General features: G+C 63.4%; 21 protein-coding genes. 6 read left to right on the plus strand and 15 right to left on the minus strand.

What is annotated here, in order from left to right; translation table 11 throughout:
* Positions 1-92: 92 nt before the first annotated feature.
* Positions 93-1157 carry a hypothetical protein gene (locus tag ACODS0_RS02185; protein ID WP_488832431.1) on the plus strand — a complete coding sequence of 355 codons (1065 nt, stop codon included), beginning with the start codon at positions 93-95 and terminating at the stop codon, positions 1155-1157.
* A 70-nt stretch (positions 1158-1227) separates the two neighbouring features.
* On the opposite strand, the gene cutA is transcribed toward ACODS0_RS02185, so the two are convergent.
* A complete protein-coding gene (gene cutA / locus ACODS0_RS02190) occupies positions 1228-1575 on the minus strand; it encodes a divalent-cation tolerance protein CutA (protein WP_121508607.1) in 348 nt (115 codons plus the stop codon).
* 710 nt (positions 1576-2285) lie between these two features.
* On the opposite strand from cutA, the gene rpoH reads away from it, so the two are divergent.
* The gene (gene rpoH, locus ACODS0_RS02195; RefSeq protein ID WP_488832434.1) at positions 2286-3227 is read left to right on the plus strand and encodes an RNA polymerase sigma factor RpoH; all 942 of its coding nucleotides are present in this window, start codon (positions 2286-2288) and stop codon (positions 3225-3227) included.
* 116 nt (positions 3228-3343) lie between these two features.
* Entirely contained in the window at positions 3344-4381 is a 1038-nt protein-coding gene (locus ACODS0_RS02200; RefSeq protein ID WP_436131685.1) for a Bug family tripartite tricarboxylate transporter substrate binding protein, read from the plus strand.
* 133 nt (positions 4382-4514) lie between these two features.
* Here ACODS0_RS02200 and ACODS0_RS02205 read toward each other — a convergent pair whose 3' ends face one another.
* Genes ACODS0_RS02205 through ACODS0_RS02225 form a run of 5 tightly spaced genes read right to left on the minus strand, consistent with a single transcriptional unit; the run spans position 4515 to position 8691 of the window.
* On the minus strand, positions 4515-5132 hold the full coding sequence (locus tag ACODS0_RS02205) for an SCO family protein (RefSeq protein WP_121508606.1): 618 nt from the start codon (positions 5130-5132) through the stop codon (positions 4515-4517).
* Positions 5133-5140: 8 nt separating this feature from the next.
* Complete coding sequence (cyoE, locus tag ACODS0_RS02210) at positions 5141-6043, minus strand: heme o synthase (RefSeq protein ID WP_426304974.1); 903 nt, start codon at positions 6041-6043, stop codon at positions 5141-5143.
* The gene (locus ACODS0_RS02215) at positions 6040-7221 is read right to left on the minus strand and encodes a COX15/CtaA family protein (protein ID WP_488832437.1); all 1182 of its coding nucleotides are present in this window, start codon (positions 7219-7221) and stop codon (positions 6040-6042) included. The genes cyoE and ACODS0_RS02215 overlap by 4 nt, the downstream gene beginning before the upstream one ends.
* On the minus strand, positions 7221-7964 hold the full coding sequence (locus ACODS0_RS02220; RefSeq protein ID WP_488832438.1) for a hypothetical protein: 744 nt from the start codon (positions 7962-7964) through the stop codon (positions 7221-7223). The genes ACODS0_RS02215 and ACODS0_RS02220 overlap by 1 nt, the downstream gene beginning before the upstream one ends.
* Positions 7906-8691 carry an SURF1 family protein gene (locus ACODS0_RS02225; protein WP_488832440.1) on the minus strand — a complete coding sequence of 262 codons (786 nt, stop codon included), beginning with the start codon at positions 8689-8691 and terminating at the stop codon, positions 7906-7908. The genes ACODS0_RS02220 and ACODS0_RS02225 overlap by 59 nt, the downstream gene beginning before the upstream one ends.
* Positions 8692-8706: 15 nt before the next feature.
* Between ACODS0_RS02225 and ACODS0_RS02230 the strand changes: the two genes are divergently transcribed.
* A complete protein-coding gene (locus ACODS0_RS02230; RefSeq protein ID WP_055398589.1) occupies positions 8707-8931 on the plus strand; it encodes a twin transmembrane helix small protein in 225 nt (74 codons plus the stop codon).
* Positions 8932-9048: 117 nt separating this feature from the next.
* On the opposite strand, the gene ACODS0_RS02235 is transcribed toward ACODS0_RS02230, so the two are convergent.
* The 8 genes from ACODS0_RS02235 to ACODS0_RS02270 all read right to left on the minus strand — a co-directional run bounded on the left by ACODS0_RS02235 (position 9049) and on the right by ACODS0_RS02270 (position 15412).
* On the minus strand, positions 9049-9930 hold the full coding sequence (locus ACODS0_RS02235; RefSeq protein ID WP_488832443.1) for a cytochrome c oxidase subunit 3: 882 nt from the start codon (positions 9928-9930) through the stop codon (positions 9049-9051).
* 65 nt (positions 9931-9995) lie between these two features.
* Entirely contained in the window at positions 9996-10220 is a 225-nt protein-coding gene (locus ACODS0_RS02240) for a DUF2970 domain-containing protein (protein ID WP_055398587.1), read from the minus strand.
* Positions 10217-10852: a cytochrome c oxidase assembly protein gene (locus ACODS0_RS02245; RefSeq protein WP_488832447.1), complete on the minus strand. Its 636-nt coding sequence runs from the start codon at positions 10850-10852 to the stop codon at positions 10217-10219. The genes ACODS0_RS02240 and ACODS0_RS02245 overlap by 4 nt, the downstream gene beginning before the upstream one ends.
* Positions 10853-10865: 13 nt before the next feature.
* Positions 10866-10976, minus strand: a complete 111-nt coding sequence (locus tag ACODS0_RS02250; protein WP_212742253.1) for a cytochrome oxidase small assembly protein — start codon at positions 10974-10976, stop codon at positions 10866-10868.
* A gap of 11 nt (positions 10977-10987) precedes the next feature.
* Entirely contained in the window at positions 10988-12619 is a 1632-nt protein-coding gene (ctaD, locus tag ACODS0_RS02255; protein ID WP_488832450.1) for a cytochrome c oxidase subunit I, read from the minus strand.
* A 30-nt stretch (positions 12620-12649) separates the two neighbouring features.
* Positions 12650-13819, minus strand: a complete 1170-nt coding sequence (gene coxB / locus ACODS0_RS02260) for a cytochrome c oxidase subunit II (protein WP_055398584.1) — start codon at positions 13817-13819, stop codon at positions 12650-12652.
* A 59-nt stretch (positions 13820-13878) separates the two neighbouring features.
* Complete coding sequence (locus tag ACODS0_RS02265) at positions 13879-14355, minus strand: DUF2244 domain-containing protein (protein WP_488832454.1); 477 nt, start codon at positions 14353-14355, stop codon at positions 13879-13881.
* 151 nt (positions 14356-14506) lie between these two features.
* Positions 14507-15412 carry a biotin synthase gene (locus tag ACODS0_RS02270; RefSeq protein WP_488832456.1) on the minus strand — a complete coding sequence of 302 codons (906 nt, stop codon included), beginning with the start codon at positions 15410-15412 and terminating at the stop codon, positions 14507-14509.
* Between the two features lie 23 nt (positions 15413-15435).
* Between ACODS0_RS02270 and ACODS0_RS02275 the strand changes: the two genes are divergently transcribed.
* A complete protein-coding gene (locus tag ACODS0_RS02275) occupies positions 15436-16158 on the plus strand; it encodes a ComF family protein (protein ID WP_488832458.1) in 723 nt (240 codons plus the stop codon).
* Between the two features lie 85 nt (positions 16159-16243).
* Positions 16244-16771 (plus strand): tRNA (cytidine(34)-2'-O)-methyltransferase, encoded by a 528-nt coding sequence (locus tag ACODS0_RS02280; RefSeq protein WP_055398580.1) that lies wholly within the window; start codon positions 16244-16246, stop codon positions 16769-16771.
* Between the two features lie 49 nt (positions 16772-16820).
* Here the strand turns inward: ACODS0_RS02280 and ACODS0_RS02285 are convergent, their stop codons facing one another.
* Positions 16821-17765, minus strand: coding sequence for a LysR family transcriptional regulator (locus ACODS0_RS02285; RefSeq protein ID WP_055398579.1), 945 nt, complete (start codon positions 17763-17765; stop codon positions 16821-16823).
* Positions 17766-17907 lie beyond the last annotated feature (142 nt).

The following is a 17907-nucleotide window of genomic DNA, read 5'->3' on the forward strand; positions in this document are numbered from 1 at the left end:
TGCATTCAAGGTACCGCGCAGAAGTGCCGATAACCAGGGGCCACGCCAGCCCGCACCGCGCCGGACCTCCGTGGAAACCATGGAGGTGCCCCATGAGAATCGAGTCGTCCACCCTGCAGATGCAGTCCCAGCATGTCGCCACGCGCATGCACAGCCAGACAAGCCGCCTGGAAATGTGGGTGGGCGACCGCCCCGCCAGTACGCCCCTCGCCCGCCAGGCACCGCCGCTGCAAATCTCCACCGCTGCCCGCCTGGCCCAGGCCGCCCATGCACCCCATGGGGCCACCACCTCGGTCGAGCCTCTGCCGGAGCGCGCCCGCGACGAGGGCCTGACGCCCCAGCTCGCCATGATCCGCGATCTGATCGAACGCATGACCGGGGTGCTCGTCCGCGTCTATGCCGGGCCGCAGTCTACCGAGGCGCCCGCAGCTCCCCCGCCCCCCTTGGCCCCAACGGACAGCACGGCCGCAGCCCCGCGCCAGCGCGCGGGCTTTGGCCTGATCTATGAGCAGCGCGAAGTGCTGGAAGAAACCGAGCGCACCCAGTTTGCTGCAGCGGGCACTGTGCGCACCGCCGATGGCCGGGAAATCCGGTTCACGCTGCAGCTGGATATGCAACGCAGCTACCGCGAGGAATCCTCCGTGAGCCTGCGGCTGGGCGACGCCGTGGCGGTGGACCCGCTGGTCATCAACTTCGACGGCACCGCCGCCCAATTGCAGGACCTGCGCTTTGCCTTCGACCTGGACGGCGACGGGCAGACCGAACAAGTGCCGCTGCTTGCCGGCAACCGGGGTTATCTGGCGCTGGACACCAACCAGAACGCGCGCATCGACAGCGGCCTGGAACTCTTCGGCCCGGACACGGGCAACGGCTTTACAGAACTGGCCCGGCATGACAGCGACGGCAACGGCTGGATCGATGAGGCCGACCCGGTCTTCCATCAGCTGCGCGTGTGGACCCCGAATGCAGATGGCAGCGGTAGCCTGCAGACCCTGGAGGAACTGGGCGTGGGCGCGGTGCAACTCACCGCCCAGGCAACGCCCTTCGCCCTGCGCACGGCGGACAACCACAGCCTGGGCGCCGTGCGCTCCACCAGCATCTACCTGCGAGAAAACGGCAGCGCGGGCACGGTGCAGCAGATCGACCTGAGCGTGTGATCGCGATCCAAGAGTTTGAGCGACCCGTACCAGCGGCCGAGACGTCCGCAAACTGGGGAATGCCCAAGCTTCAGGCCAGCACCGTAGCGTGGGCCACCTGCGCATCCACCCAGTCAGCATATTCCGCAGACCCCTGCAGCGCGTGCGTGACCAGCTGCGGCAGCGCATAGGGATGCTGCGCCCGCAGCAGCGCCAGCAGCGGGTGCAGCGCACGGGGCACGGTCTTGCACACCAGCCGGAGCTCGCGGTCCTCCTGCAACGCGCCCTGCCAACGAAAGTAGGCCGTGATGGGCTCCACCTGCACACAGGCCGCCAGCCGCGCCTGCAACACCAGCTGTGCCAGCCGCCGCGCTTCCGCTTCGGTGGCCACCGTGGTAGTGACAACGAGAATGTCGCAAAGTGCGGTCGGCTCAGTCATGCGCGTCTCCCGAAGGCGTTGGGCGGTGCAGTCTGCCATAGCGGGGGATGCAATGCCAGCGGCGCGAAACCGCCAGGGATCCTCTGTACGAATCGAGCGGTAAGTGTGCGCTGCGGATCAGGAGGGGCTGCCAGGCGCAAGACGCAGCAATAGCCGTAGCTATTGCGAGTACTTGCAACACCGCAGACCACGCGAGTCCGCAGATGCACACGGTGCGGTGATTCGTGCAGAGGGTCCCTAGGGATGTCCTGCACAACCCTCGCGAGGCGGTGGTAGTGCGGATCGGGTGGGGCGCAAGGCGTCTTTTGGCAGCCAATAGACGGGCTATTGGCAAGAAAAGCAACGCAGCGAAACGCCCGGGGCCGCGTATCACAGACCATAGGGAGTTATGCAGGTCATCCCTAGATCATGAAAACACTGTTCTATTTGTCGCAACAATCGGAAAAACTTGGCTACAAAGGGCTGGAACCCTGAACCCAGAACGCGCTCTGACAACGAAATACTGCGTTCATCGCGGCCTCTGCAGCCATAAAATTTCTTTTTGAATCAATGGCTTAGCAGAACCATCCAACCATATCGCGTTCGGATTCCTGGGCCAATGGTCCAGGCGACAGGCAGGCAGCATCGCCCACAACCGGAGGGGAACTCCTGGCTTAGCACTCTGTCCTATGGAGTGCTAATATCATGGCTTAGAGGAAAGGATTCCCGGAATGAACATTCAATCTGGAACCGCTACGACGACTTTGGCGCCCGCCAACCCCTGGGCGCTGGTGCCCCCATTGGGCAACCTGGACGCGTACATCTCCGCCGTCAATCGCCTGCCGCTGCTCACGCACGAAGAAGAGCAGACCTACGCTCGGCAGCTCAAGGACAACAACGATCTGGACGCCGCCGGTCGGCTGGTGATGTCGCACCTGCGTCTGGTGGTTTCGATTGCGCGCCAGTACCTGGGCTATGGCCTGCCCCATGGCGACCTGATCCAGGAAGGCAATGTGGGCCTGATGAAAGCCGTCAAGCGCTTTGACCCCGACCAGGGCGTGCGTCTGGTGAGCTATGCCATGCACTGGATCAAGGCCGAGATCCACGAGTACATCCTGAAAAACTGGCGCATGGTGAAGGTTGCCACCACCAAGGCGCAGCGCAAGCTTTTCTTCAACCTGCGTTCCATGAAGCAGGGGTTCAAGGCCGATGCGTCTGCCGCTGATGCGGCCACACACCGCGATACGCTGTCGGACCACGAAATCGACACGGTGGCTGCGCAGCTCAACGTCAAGCGCGAGGAAGTCATCGAGATGGAAACCCGCATGTCGGGCGGTGATGTGCTGCTGGACCCCGCACCCTCCGACGATGGCGAACAGGCTTTTGGGCCGATTGCCTATCTGGCCGACGCCTCGCACGAACCTACGGCCATGATCGAGTCGCGCCAGCGCGATGCCCTGGCCACCGATGGCATTGCCACGGCGCTGGACAGCCTGGACGGCCGCAGCCGCCGCATCGTGGAAGAGCGCTGGCTCAAGGTCAACGATGACGGTACGGGCGGCATGACGTTGCACGAGCTGGCAGCTGTGTATGGCGTGAGCGCCGAGCGCATCCGGCAGATTGAAGTGGCTGCAATGAAGAAGATGAAGAAGGCTCTGGCGGAGTACGCCTGAGCCTGAGGGCGGCGGGGTTAATATCCCCGGCTGCAGAAGTTGCCTCACGGGGCCCCAGTTCTGGGGCCCCGTGTCGTTTTGGCCCCTGAATGTTCTTGTTGAGGAGACCCCTTCCCATGTTGTCGTCACGTCCTGTTGTTTCTCGCCGTGCGTCTACGCTGCTGATTGCCCTGGCAGCCGCCTCCCCCTGGGCTCTCGCCCAGAACGCCGCCAAGCCCGGTGCCGCAGCAGCCGCCGCGCCCCTGGCATGGCCCACCAAGCCGCTCAAGATCATCGTGGGCTTTCCGGCCGGGTCTTCGCCCGACCTCACGGCGCGCACGTTCAGCGAGCCGCTGTCCAAGGCCCTGGGCCAGCCGGTGATCGTGGAAAACAAGGTGGGCGCAGGCGGCAATATTGCGGCTGATGCCGTGGCCAAAGCGCGTGATGACCACACCATCGGCCTGATGATCAACGGCAACATGACCATTGCCAAGCTGCTGAACCCGGCCGTGCCCTACGACCCGCTCAAGGACCTGGCACCGCTGAGCCTCATCGGCACATCGCCCCTGATCCTGACAGCACCCGTGAGCCAACCCGGGGTGCCCGCCAACAGCAGCGCCCGCGACTTCTTTGTGGCAGCCCGCAATGGCGGCGACAAGTGGAGCTATGGCACGCCCGGCGTGGGCACGGTGGGCCACATTGGCACCGAGTTGCTCAAGTCGCGCAGCAACATCAACCCGGTGCATGTGCCCTACCCGGGCTACCCACAGGTGGCCACCGCCATGCTGGGCGGGCAGTTGCAGATGGCCTTGCTGCCCCCGGCCCTGGCGCAGGCCCAGGTGCGTGCGGGCAAGCTGCGCGCGATTGGCGTGACGTCTTCCGGGCGCAGCCCGCTGGCACCCGATGTGCCGAGCCTGGTCGAGGCCGGCATCAGCAACTTCAACCTGGAAATCTGGAATGCCTTTGCGGCGCCTTCGACCCTGCCCAAGCCCATCCAGGCCAAGCTGGCGGCGCTGATCAGCGAGATTGCGCGCAGCGAAGAGGTGCGCGGCAAGCTGTTCCAGCAGGGCTGGCAGACGGTGGGCTCGTCGCCCGAGGGGCTGGCCAACCGCGTGAAGGCCGACACCAACTTGCTGGGCGGCGTGATCGCGATGCGCGGCATCAAGGCGGAATAAATCTGCGCGACGGAAACGCCGCACGCCTTTGCTGCTAGCAAACATCAACCCGGGTCTGGCCGATGCGCCTGCCCGGGTTTTTTGTTGCAGGTGCTGTCAAACCAGCAGGCGGACTGGCGGGCCCGCAGAAACCTCAGCCCGCCTCGGCCAGCAGTGCCTTGACGTCTGCCGCCAGGGCCTGCGCGCCACTGCCATAGCGGTTATAGATGCGCAGGCGCCCCGCCGTGTCATACACGTAGCTGCCCGCCGAGTGGTCCATGGTGTAACTGGTGGGCGTTTTGCCATCGACCTTCTTGTAGTAGATCTTGAAGTCCTTGGCGACCGCAGCCAGTTGCTCTGGCGAGCCATACAGGGCCAGAAAACTGGGATCGAAATTGGCCATGTAGGCCTTGAGCACTTCCGGCGTATCGCGTTCGGGGTCTACCGTGACGAAGATGCCCTGCAGGCGGTCGCCGTCCTTGCCCAGCATCTTCTTCACCTCGGCCAGCTCTTGCATGGAGGTGGGGCACACGTCCGGGCACTGCGTGAAGCCGAAGAACACCACCACCACCTTGCCCGCAAAGTCCTTGAGGTGTCGCGCCTGGCCGTTGTGGTCGGTCAGCGGGATGTCACGGGCATAGTCCGCACCGGTGATGTCCACGCCACGAAACTCTGCCTTTTTCTCGGAACAGGCACTAAAAATGCCCGCAGCGCTTATAGACAAAGCGCTAACGGCTATCGTTTTAAGAGCACTTCTTTTCAGCATGGTCATGGCGGTCTTCACAGCACGTAGTGGTCCACCAGGAGGGCGGCAAACAGGGCGCTCAGGTGGATGAGGGAAAAGCGGAAGGTCTTGCGCGCGAGCGCGTCCGAATAGTTGCGCCACAGGGCAAAACCGTAGCCGCAGAAGCCTGCGCTCAGCACCACCGCGGCGGCCAGGTAGATCCACGAGCTCATGCCGTAGACGAAGGGCATCAGGCACCCGGCAAACAGGATCAGGGTGTACAGAAACACCTGCAGGCGGGTGAACTCGTTGCCATGGGTCACCGGCAGCATGGGCAGGCCAGACTTGCGGTAGTCCTCCACCCGGTACAGGGCCAGCGCCCAGAAGTGAGGAGGCGTCCACAGAAAGATGATGAGGAACAGGATGAGCGCTTCCGGGCCGACATCGTTGGTCATGGCCGCCCAACCGAGCACGGGCGGCATGGCGCCTGACGCACCACCAATCACAATGTTCTGCGGCGTAAGGGGCTTGAGAATCACTGTGTAGATGACCGCATAGCCCACAAATGTGGCGAACGTGAGCCACATCGTGAGAGGGTTCACCCAGAAGTACAACAGTGCGGACCCCGCAGCACACAACACGGCAGAAAACAGCAGCGTCTGGGCGTTGGACAGCTGGCCTTTGGCCGTGGGACGCCAGGCGGTGCGCTTCATCTTGGCGTCGATGCCCTGCTCCACGATGCAGTTGAAGGCGGCGGCAGCGCCCGCCACCAGCCACACCCCGGCACAGGCCAGGGCCATCAGCCCAAGTTGCGAGGCCGACGGAAGCCCAGGCACAGCCAGCACCATGCCAATGAGGGCACAAAACACAATGAGCTGGACCACGCGCGGCTTGGTCAGCGCATAGAACTGCGCAATGCGCGACGGCGTAGAAACAGCGGCGGGGGCAGCAACACTCATACGGAAACTCTCGATGCACCCGAAGGCGCGGAAAACTCTTGCGGCGCGGACACCGCGCGGCTGGACACCAAGGCCCAGGTCAACACCACCACCAGCGCCGCAGCGCCACCGGTATGCAGCACGGCGGCCAGCAGCGGCCAGTCCAGCACCACGTTGGAGAGGCCGGTGGCCAGTTGCAGCAGCGCCAACGCGGCCAGCCAGCGGGACTGAACCCGGAGCACGCCCGCCTGGCGAAGGCGCCAGCAAACGATGCCCAGGGCCAAGAGGACCACATAAGCCATGAGCCGGTGTACATAGTGGATGGCTGTGAGCCCGGCAAAACTGATGTGGCTGCCGTCCTGCAGCATACCCAGCGCGCGCCAGACCTGAAAACCCTGGCCAAAGTCCATGGCTGGCCACCAGCTCCCCTGACAGGTAGGAAAGGTGGTGCAAGCCAGCACCGCGTAGTTGGTGCTGACCCAGCCACCCAGCACCACCTGCACCGCCACGAGCACGCCGGTGATCACCAGGCCCCAGCGCAACCCGGTGGAGACACGCACAGGCAGCTTGCCCTGAGCGCTCTGGGTGTGGCGCACTGCCTGCACGCACAGCAGCGCCAGCAGCACCAGCCCGCCGATGAGGTGCAGCGTGACGATGGCCGGAAAGAGTTTCATCGTCACCGTCAGCGCCCCGAAAGCCCCCTGCAGACACACCCAGAACAGCGTGAAGGTGGGCCACCACGGGCTGATGGGGGGACGCTCGCCCCCCATGCGCAACGCCTTGCGGTGCTGCACCCACGCCGACACCGTGAGCACGATGATGAGCACGCCCACGCCCGTGGCCAGGTAACGGTGGATCATTTCAACCCAGGCCTTGCCATGGGTCACAGGGCCCGTGGGCATGGCCTCCTGGGCCGCCGCGATCTCGGTGCGCGCCCCCACGGGGCTGGCGCTGCCGTAGCACCCAGGCCAGTCGGGGCAGCCCAGGCCCGAGTCGGTCAGGCGGGTGAAGGCGCCAAAAAGCACCAGATCAAACGTCAGGAACAGGGTGAGCACCGTGAGTGCCTGCAGGCGCCGCATGGGGGAGCTGTTGCGGTTGCGCCAACCCACCCAGGCGAGCGGCCCGAGCGCAATCAGCACGCCCAGCAGCATCAGCCGGGCGATGGGCGCCAGATCGTAGAGCGGCTGTGGGGTGTCCATCACGGCTTCCCGGGACGCCCGGCCTCATCCCATGACGAGGATGCACGCAACAGGCGTTCAAGATCCCGCTTGGCCTTGGCCGCGCCTGCCGCGTCCATGGCTGCCGGAAAACGCATCATCCAGTTGCCCATGGGGTCCACCACATACAGGTGGTCCGCTATCTGGTGCCCCTCGGCGGGCGCAAGCCACGCATTGAGTGCAGCGGCATCCATGCGCAGCACCGTCGCTTTCTGCAATGCGGGCGTGAGCTCCGGTGGCACGCTGGTAGCGTCGTTCACCAGCCAGACCCAGTCCACGCGGTCTTTCTCCTTGCCCACACTTTCGCGCAGTTGCCGCTGCAGGTACAGGTGCTTCTGGCAGGCGGCATCACAGGCCCCTCCCGCAACGCTGACCAAAAGCCATTGCCCCTTCAGCGAAGCCAGGGGAACGGCCTGGCCATCGAGTGCCGTGGCGCTCAGGTCCGGCAGGGTGCGCTGCGGGTTGATCAACTCGCCATAGTTGCGCCGGCCTTCGGGGCGGATGACGTAGTACGTGAAATACGAGGCGATGACCGGCGCCGCGCAGATGAGCAGCACGCCCAGCATCTTCAAACGCCCATGGCGCGTGCGCTGCGTCAGGGCCACGGCGCCCGCCGCTTCGGGCAGCGTGTGCACGGTGAGCCCCAGGGGATGGTCCCCCTGGGCTTCAGGCGGCAGGGTGGCTGCGCGGGCGAATGAACCGTCGGACGATTTGGAACCAGACATAGAGAAGTGCAATCAGGCCGCAGAGCCCGAACCATTGAAATGCGTAACCGTAGTGTTTGTCGACGCCTGCGCCGACCACGGGCCAGTCGCGTTGAAGCCCCTCGCCTGCTTCGCCCGTCTGCAGCACCGTGAGGTGGGCAAGCGCCAGACCGGTTTCGGTGCGAAACGCTGCCAGATCGAGATTTTGCCGGATGCGAGAAGACCCCTGGGCACTGTCGGCGCCCTGGAACTCATACAAACGTGAAGGCGCGTGCGCCACACGGCCTTGCACCCGCACCGTCACATCCTGTGGCGTCTGCACCTGTGGCAGCCGCGTACGGTCCTGGAAATTGCGCGGCGCCCAGCCACGCTGCACCAGCACCGCCGCGCCACTTTGCCCTGCCAGCTGCAAGGGCGTCACCACAAAAAAGCCCGGACGCCCGTGCATCTGGCGGTTGTCGAGGTACACCGTGTGCTCCGACAGCCACCGCCCCTCCAGAACCACGGCACGGTGCACCAACGAAGAGGCGTCCTTCGAGGATGGATCTGCCACCGCAGCAGCAAGCAAGGCGCGGCCGTCAATGGCAGGCATGCGCCCCCGTTCGTCCAGCGCGGCCTGAAGCGCCTCTTTTTCGGCTGCGCGCGACAGCTGCCAGCGGCCCAGCGATGCCGTGACCAGCATGCCCGCCACTGCGGCGAGTGTGATCAACCAGAAACGCAGGTCTGCGGGACGGCGGAAAGTGGTCACGGGATAATGTGCTCCATGAAATACCTCGTAGTGCTGGCGTTCATCGCCATTCTGGCCAGCCTGGCATCCGCCCTGTTCTTCATGATGCGCAATGGACGCGATGACAAGTCCAAGGGCAACCACATGGCCAAGGCGCTGGCCGTGCGGGTGGGGATCTCCATCGTGCTGTTCCTGTGTATCCTGGTCGCCTGGCAGCTGGGCTACATCCAGCCTACTGGCCTGCCGGCAACCGCCCGCTAACCCCCTCCAACCGTGGCGAGCAGGACGCCGCCAGCGATGGACCAGACTCTGCGCTGACAGCATGCATGCCAACAAAAAAAGCGCCGCGAGGCGCTTTTTTTACACGGCAGGCGCGGTTTACATCCAGTAGACCAGCACGTACAGACCCAGCCACACCACGTCCACAAAGTGCCAGTACCAGGCAGCGCCCTCGAAACCGAAGTGCTTGTCGGCGGTGAAATGGCCCTTTTGCAATCGCAGCGTGATCACCAGCAGCATCAGCATGCCCAGGAACACGTGGAAACCGTGGAAGCCGGTCAGCATGAAGAACGTCGAACCGAACACGCCCGAGTTGAGCTTGAGGTTCAGGTCGGTGTAGAGGTGGTAGTACTCATAGCCTTGCACCAGCAGGAAGACAAAACCCAGCAGCACGGTTGCCCACATGAAACCAATCGTCTTGCCACGCTGGTTCTCGCGCAGGGCGTGGTGGGCAATGGTGAGCGTCACACCCGAGGTCAGCAGCAGAGCCGTATTGATGGTGGGCAGCCAGAAGGGGCCCACCGTCTGGAAGGGCTCGACGATGCCAGCCGGCGAAGCGGTCACGCCAGCAGCCAGACTGGGCCAGACCGCCTTGAAATCAGGCCACAGCAGTGCATTGTCCAGGCTTCCCAGGGCAGGTACAGAGTGCGAACGCGCCCACCACAGGGCCGTGAAGAACGCGCCGAAAAACATCACCTCCGAGAAGATGAACCAGCTCATGCTCCAGCGGTACGACAGATCGATCTTGTGGCCATACAGGCCACCTTCACTCTCACGCACCGCATCGCCGAACCATTGGTACAGCGTGAACAGCCACCACACCAGGCCCAGCGCCAGGGAATACTTGCCCCAGTGGTGGCCGTTGATCCACTGCCCTGCGCCCAGAATGACGAAGAACAGGCCTGCAGCCGCCATCACAGGGTGACGCGACTCGGCAGGCACATAGTAGTACGGGGTTCCGCCGTGGGTTGATGCACTCATTTCAGCTCCTGACTCTCAAAATCTTTGTTTTCAGTATTTGTTCGTACCAACCAACACACACTCACTCACACGATCCAGTTCACCAGCCCGATCAGGCCGATGACCAGCAGAAAGACCGCGATCAATCCCACCACGATGATGTGCAGTGGGTTGAGTTTTTCGACATCCTGCTGGTATTCGCTGCCCTTGCGCAGGCCGATCAGCGACCAGGCCACGGCGCGCACGGTGCGCAGCAACGAGCCTTTGCGCGCATGCGGCTTCACCACGGGCTGCTCCAGGGGGGTATTCATGAGCCAGCCCCTTCCAATGAGGAAATGGTCGGAAGGGATACACCCACGGCTGCTGTGGACTGCGGTGCTGCGGGTGTCTTGCCACCCACTTCAAAGAACGTGTAGGACAACGTAATGGTCGTCACGTCCTTTGAAATACGGGGGTCAATCACAAACGCCACCGGCCATTCCTTTTTCTCGCCGGGCTCCAGCGTGTACTGGTTAAAGCAGAAGCACTCCAGCTTGTTGAAGTGTGCAGCAGCCTGGCGGGGCGCGTAGCTGGGAATGGCCTGCGCAGCCATGCGGCGGTTCTGGATGTTCTGAAACTGGTACATCACCGTTGTCAGCTCACCCGGGTGCACCTGCACCGATCGCTGGGCAGGTTTGAAATCCCAGGGACCCCGCGCGTTGGCATCAAACTCCACCGTGATCGTACGGGTCTTGTCCACCTGCGTGTTGGCAGGAACCTTGACATCCTTGCCCGCCACGCCGTTACCAGGCACCTGACGCTCGGAGAGCGACAGAATGTTGATGCCCGTCATCTCGCAGATATGCTTGTAGATGGGAATCAGCACATAGCCGAAGGCGAACATGCCAGCCGCGATCACGACCAGCTTGCCGACCATCTTGGCGTTTTCGCGGTGCAGGCTCATGGCAGGTGTGGACTCAACGGGAAAGGAAGAACACCTTGGCCATGAACCCGACGAAGAACACCACCGCAATCGACGCCAGGATCAGCGCCATCCGCAGGTTGCTCTTTTTCTGCTCGGGTGTCATGGTCGTGATCCTCAGCCGATCACACGGGTGGCCGTGGCATCCAGCTTGGGTGGATTCTCAAAAGTGTGGAAAGGCGCTGGGGAGGGAACTTCCCATTCCAGACCTTCAGCACCGTCCCAAGGCTTCGCAGCTGCCTTTTCACCCTTGCCACGCATGGCCGGAACAATCACCGCCAGGAAGAAGTAGACCTGCATCAGACCGAAGCCCAGCGCGCCGACCGAGGCAATCGCGTTGAAGTCAGCGAATTGCATGGGGTAGTCGGCGTAGCGGCGGGGCATACCGGCCAGACCCAGGAAGTGCATGGGGAAGAAGGTGATGTTGAACGTGATCAACGAGCCCCAGAAGTGGATCTGGCCGCGCGTTTCAGAGTACATCACACCCGTCCACTTGGGCAGCCAGTAGTAGACACCAGCAAACATGGAGAACAGCGAGCCTGCCACCAGCACGTAGTGGAAGTGGGCCACTACGTAGTACGTGTCTTGCAACTGGATGTCGATGGGAGCCATGGCCAGAATCAGGCCGGTGAAACCACCCATGGTGAACACGAAGATGAAGCCCACGGCGAACAGCATGGGGGTCTCAAAGGTCATGGAGCCGCGCCACATGGTGGCGATCCAGTTGAAGATCTTCACTGCCGTGGGCACGGAGATCAGCATGGTGGCGTACATGAAGAAGAGCTGGCCCGTCACGGGCATGCCCGTCGTGAACATGTGGTGGGCCCACACGATGAACGACAGGATGGCGATGGACGACGTGGCGTACACCATGGAGGCGTAGCCGAACAGCTTCTTGCGGGCAAACGCAGGCACGATCTGGCTGATGATGCCGAAGGCCGGCAAGATCATGATGTACACCTCAGGGTGGCCGAAGAACCAGAAGATGTGCTGGTACATCACCGGGTCACCGCCGCCAGCGGGGTTGAAGAAGCTGGTGCCGAAGTGGCGGTCCGTCAGCGTCATGGTGATGGCGCCAGCCAGCACGGGCATCACGGCGATCAGCAGGTAGGCGGTGATGAGCCAGGTCCAGGCGAACATGGGCATCTTCATCAGCGTCATGCCGGGTGCGCGCATGTTCAGGATGGTCACGATGATGTTGATCGAACCCATGATGGACGAGGCACCCAGGATGTGCATGGCGAAGATGCCGGCATCCATGGAGGGGCCCATCTGCAGCGTCAGCGGCGCATACAGCGTCCAGCCCGCAGCAGGAGCGCCACCGGGCATGAAGAACGATGCCACCAGCATGATGGCCGCAGGGATCATCAGCCAGAAGCTGAAGTTGTTCATGCGGGCAAAAGCCATGTCGGATGCGCCGATCTGCAGCGGGATCATCCAGTTCGCAAAGCCCACGAAGGCCGGCATGATGGCGCCGAACACCATGATCAGACCGTGCATGGTGGTGAGCTGGTTGAACAGCTCGGGGTTCACCAGCTGAAGGCCGGGCTGGAACAGCTCGGCGCGAATCACCAGCGCCAGGACGCCGCCCACCATAAGCATGGCGAAGGCAAACAGCAGGTACAGGGTACCGATGTCCTTGTGGTTGGTGGCATACACCCAGCGGCGCCAGCCGGTGGGACCATGGTGCCCATGGTCGTCGTGTGCGTGGTCGCCCGCATGCCCGTGGTTGTCGAGAACTGCACTCATCTTGGATTCCTCAATACGTTAGGGCGCTGATTACTTGCCGCGCTGGGCCACGATTTCAGCAGGCTGCACCAGCTGGCCGGTCTTGTTGGACCACGAATTCTTGGTGTAGGTGGCAACGGCTGCGATATCGGTATCGCTCAGTTGCGCCCATGCAGGCATGGCACCATTGGCTGCGCCCTTGAGCAGAACCTGGATCTGCTTGACATGGTCCGCGTCCAGCACGATGGCCGAACCGTCCAATGGCTTGATGGGGCCAGCGCCCTTGCCGTTGGCCTGGTGGCAGGCCGCACAGTTGGCGGCATACACCTTCTCGCCACGCTTCATGATGTCGTCCAGCGCCCAGACCTTGGTGGGGTCGTCCAGCTTGGCAGCAGCCTTCTTCTTCTGATCAGCCACCCAGGCGGTGTAGTCCTCAGCAGACACGACCTTCACATGGATGGGCATGTAAGCGTGCTCCTTGCCGCACAGCTCGGCGCACTGGCCGTAGTAGTCGCCAATCTTCTCGGCGCGGAACCAGGTGTCGCGCACAAAACCGGGGATCGCATCCTGCTTGATACCGAAGGCAGGCACCATGAAGGCGTGGATCACGTCGTTGGCCGTCGTAATGATGCGGATCTTCTTGCCCACCGGCACCACCATCGGGTTGTCCACCTTGAGCAGGTAGTCAGTCGGCGCATCCTTGACATTGCCGCTGTCGGACATCACGCGGTGGCTGCTGTCCAGCGTGGAGATGAAGGCCAGGCCCTCGCCTTCGCCGGTGATGTAGTCATAACCCCACTTCCACTGGTAGCCCGTGGTCTTGATGGTGAGATCGGCGTTGGTGGTGTCCTTCTGGGCCACCAGCACCTTGGTGGCAGGCAGGGCCATCAGGATCACGATGATGAACGGAACAATGGTCCAGACCACTTCCACCGTCACGGATTCATGGAAATTGGCCGACTTGGCGCCCTTGGAACGGCGGTGTTTCCAAATCGAGTAGAACATCACGGAGAACACTGCAACAAAGATCACCGTGCAGATGATCAGCATCATCCAGTGCAGAAAATGTTGCTCTTCTGCGATCTTGGTGACCGGGGGATGCAGGTTCAGCTGGTTGACTGCAGGGCCGCCAGGCAGGTCCTGAACGGCATGGGCTGCGGAGCCCACCCATGCACCGGCAATCAGCAGCAGAGAAGCCAGCTTGTTGGAAATGCTCTTCATAGTTCTCACTTACTTCTAAGCCTCAATTTAACCAATCCCTTTCGCGCGCCTGCGTGGGGTCAGGCTGCGCGCAAGGCCATGCGGATCTCCGATGCCAGAGCCGGTCGAAGTTCGGGGCGCATGAAGCGCCCCACTTCGACCGTTCGGCCCTGCGCAGACAGCATGATCAGCGAACGGTCCCCAGACTTGGGCTCTACGCGAACCCAACTCCGGTCAAACTCGGCGCGTTCCAGCTTGCCTGCTGTCTCCAGTTCCACCACAAGGCGCGAACCCTGCAGCGAAATCCTCTCGCCATCCGCCGCATGGCGACCGTACACGGCGAATGCAATTCCTACCGCCACCATCTCCAGCCACGCAAAGGGCATGACCAGACGAGCACCGAGTATCCAGAAGCACGTGGCGATACCCAGGGACACCACACACAAGGACAGATACATCCAGCCCAACTGCACCGGCGTAACCGAACAGTTGCGAACGAGACGCCAGTCAATGCGTTGACCCGACACCGTGGCAAAACGAAAAACCAAGCCCGTCACCAGAAGTGCTCACAAGACTGCCAGCTGGGTGCCTGTCATGCCAAAGGCAAGACAGACGCAGCCCGCAAAGTTGCGCGGGAAGATGCCCGAAATCTCAATAACCCGGAATTGTAGCGTGCCTTGTTCCATGTCATTGACACGCCGTTACAGGCTAGTTCTCTTTGCCGCCCTGGCGCAACATGGTGCGCATGTCCTGCAGCGACACAGCGCTGCTGGAACTGACGCGCACCCGAGGCGCGGGCTTGAAGGCATGGCCATAAATGATTTCGAAAGTCAGTGCCAACTGACCACCTTGTTGCGGATCTGCCAACCGGTCGGACAGCACTTGGTAGAGCTTCTCGCGCCAGCGCCGACCGCGCAATGAGGGAAAGCGATCAGGGTGCAGATTGCAACCCAGCTCGCGCAGCTCTTGAACCAGCCGCTCGGGCGTGGCAAACGTGAGCGTGATGCGCTCCATGTCCATCACCGGTTCGGCAAAACCGGCATGCACCAGCATGTCACCCCAATCGTGCATGTCGGTGAAGGCATGCCCGGCCGGGGGCCAGCCCAGCTCGGCATACACCGCATGCAGTTCACGCAGGGTATCGGGCCCCAGGCACGAGAACATCAGGTAGCCATCCACCGCCAGGGCACGGTGCCATTGCGCGATCAGCGCCTGCGGGTCGGCTGCCGTGTGCAGCGCCATGTTGGCCCATAGCATCTGCACACTCGCATATGCTGGCATACCCAGCTGGGGGTTGCCTGCGCTCCAGCGCGCAGGACTCCACCACGGCTTGGCCAGCGCCTGCCGGGCAGAGTCCTCGCAATGGGCTGACGTTTCGTAGATCTGGCAACGCGCTTTGGGATAGCGTGCGCTCACGAGCGCATGCGCCTGCAGGCCGCCACGCACTGCGTCCCAATGGCACCACGATTCAGGGGCCTGGCGAATCCACTGCAAGCGGTCCTCCATGCGGCGGGCCACTTCTTCATGAAGCCAGGGAGATACGGCGGGGGCTGCTGCATGCCAGCGGGCCGCAGCAACGGGGTCAATGGTGGGGGGGCGCTCGGAGGACGTCATGGGCCGCGCGAGTATATTGATTCATGCTTTTTACGGGCCTGACAGGGATTTCGCGCCGTCTCCACACCTGGGCCAACCAAGTGCCCGGCCAGTGCGCGTTCTGCCACACTTGGCCCTCGCAGCGCATCTGCAACGCCTGCGTGGCGCGGTTTGCCCAGCCCACCACGCGCTGCCAGCGCTGCGCCCTGCGGGTGCCTGCAGGGGTAGAGGTCTGCGGCGCCTGCATCCAGACCCCGCCCAGCTTTGATGCCTGCATTGCAGCAGTGGACTACGCCTACCCCTGGGCCGATGCGCTGGCGCAGTTCAAGTTTCGCGGTGATCCGGGCTGGGCCAAGGCGCTGGCCACACTGATGCGCAGCACGCCGTGGATGGAACCGGCGCTGGAAGCGGCTGACCGCGTGCTTCCGGTGCCGCTGTCCACCGAACGCCTGCGCGAGCGGGGCTTCAACCAGTCGGCCCTGCTGGCAAGGCACCTGGTAGGCCCCAAAACCGACCTCCACACCCTGCTGCGCCTGCACGCCACCGAGGCGCAAAGCAGCCTGCCCCGCGCCCAGCGCCTGCGCAACCTGCGCGGCGCCTTCGCCGTTGAACCCAGCCGCGCGGCAGCCCTGCGCGGCCAGCGGGTGGTGCTGATCGATGACGTGATGACCACCGGTGCCACGCTGCAGGCGGCCACCCTGGCGCTGCGCGAGGCAGGCGTGACGCATGTCACCGCCGCCGTCCTGGCGCGCACGGGGCTCGACTGAGCCCCGCAACCTCGAAGTACCAGCGGGATACTTTTGATTACGAGCGGTTGCTCAACTCACACGTCCAGCGATGACAATTGGCGGCATGTTCCATATCGTCCTCGTCGAACCCGAGATACCGCCCAACACGGGGAATGTGATTCGCCTGGCGGCCAACACGGGGTGCACTCTGCACCTGATCGAGCCGCTCGGGTTCTCGATGGAAGACCGCCAGATGCGCCGTGCGGGGCTGGACTATCACGAATACGCCCAGGTGCAAGTGCATGCAGGCTGGACCGCCTTCCTGCGGGATACCCAACCAGACCCGACCCGCATGTTCGCGATGACCACGCACGGCTCGCAGCCCGTGCATTCCACCTGCTTCCTGCCGGGCGACTGGATGGTGTTTGGCGCTGAAACGCGGGGGCTTCCGCCCGAACTGCGCGAGAGTTTTCCGCCCGCACAACGCCTGCGCCTGCCCATGGTGGCGGGCCAGCGCAGCCTGAATTTGTCCAACGCCGTGGCTGTGACGGTGTTCGAAGCCTGGCGCCAGAACAGTTTTGCGATGCCCGACGGCGAAATCGCCGTGGAGCCAGAGGGCACCATCATCAGCGGATTTGCGCAGCTGGGTTGATGCCTGGCTGATTGTTGGTGGGCGCGCCACCCTGGCCGATGGCCTTGGGTTACTTGGCCTGCTGCCCGCGTTGGTCCGCCACGGCCAGGGGCACCTGCTCGCTGAGAAAGTCCAGAAACACCTTGGTGCGCGCGGGCAGCATGCGGCCGGACGGCAGCGCGGCATAGATGGTGTAGCGCGAAAAAATCCACGCAGGCAGGATGTGCACCAGTTCGCCACGGGCCAGGTGTTCCTCGGCCAGTAGGCGCGAGGTGACAGCCACCCCCGCGCCGTCTACCGCCGCGCGCAGAAGCAGCTCGGTGCTGACCGACTGCAGCACTGCCGGCACATCGACCTCTTGCGCGGGCATGCTGCCGTTGAGCGATTGCAGGCGCAGCTTGCGCGCTGGCCCCAACTGCGCTCGCGCGGCCATGCCGGAGTCGCGCAGATAGTCGTGTTGCAGCAGGTCTTGCGGCTCGCGCGGAATGCCCTTGCGCTCCAGGTAGTCGGGTGATGCGACAACAATCGCCTCCCCCTTCAACAGGGGGCGTGCCACGATGTTGGCATCAAAATCCTCGCCTGCCACCATGATGGTCACATCATATTCATCCACCCTCGCCGAGGCATAGGCGTCCAGGTCGATGTCAAGCAATAGCTTGGGGAATTCCGCATGCCACAGCGCCACCATGGGCGCCAGAAAGTTGGTCGCCAGCACGGGCGCCGCAACGATGCGGATGGTGCCGCGCAGATCGCGCGTGTTGGCCGCCGCTGCCGCTTCGGCGTCGTCGATCTCGTGCAGGATGGTGCGTACGCGCTGCAGATAGGCATCACCCGCGTCGGTGAGCGCCAGCTTGCGGGTAGTGCGCTGCAGCAGCCGCGTGCCCAGATGCTGTTCCAACTCGGCCACCATGCGGGTGACCACAGGGGGTGACATGTCCATGGCGCGGGCGGCGGCGGCAAAGCCGCCCTCTTCCACCACACGCTCGAAAATTTTCATGGCTTGCAGGCGGTCCATGGTTCAAGCCCTCCGGCCAACAGCGCCAGCCCCCAACCGACGCACCCAACACCTCCCCTCTCCCCTCGCGGAAGAGGGGCCGGGGGAGAGGGGGTTGCAATCTGGGCGCTGTGCCTGCGCTCCCCCTCTCCCCCACCCTCTC

The organism is Acidovorax sp. FG60 (genome assembly GCF_057808995.1).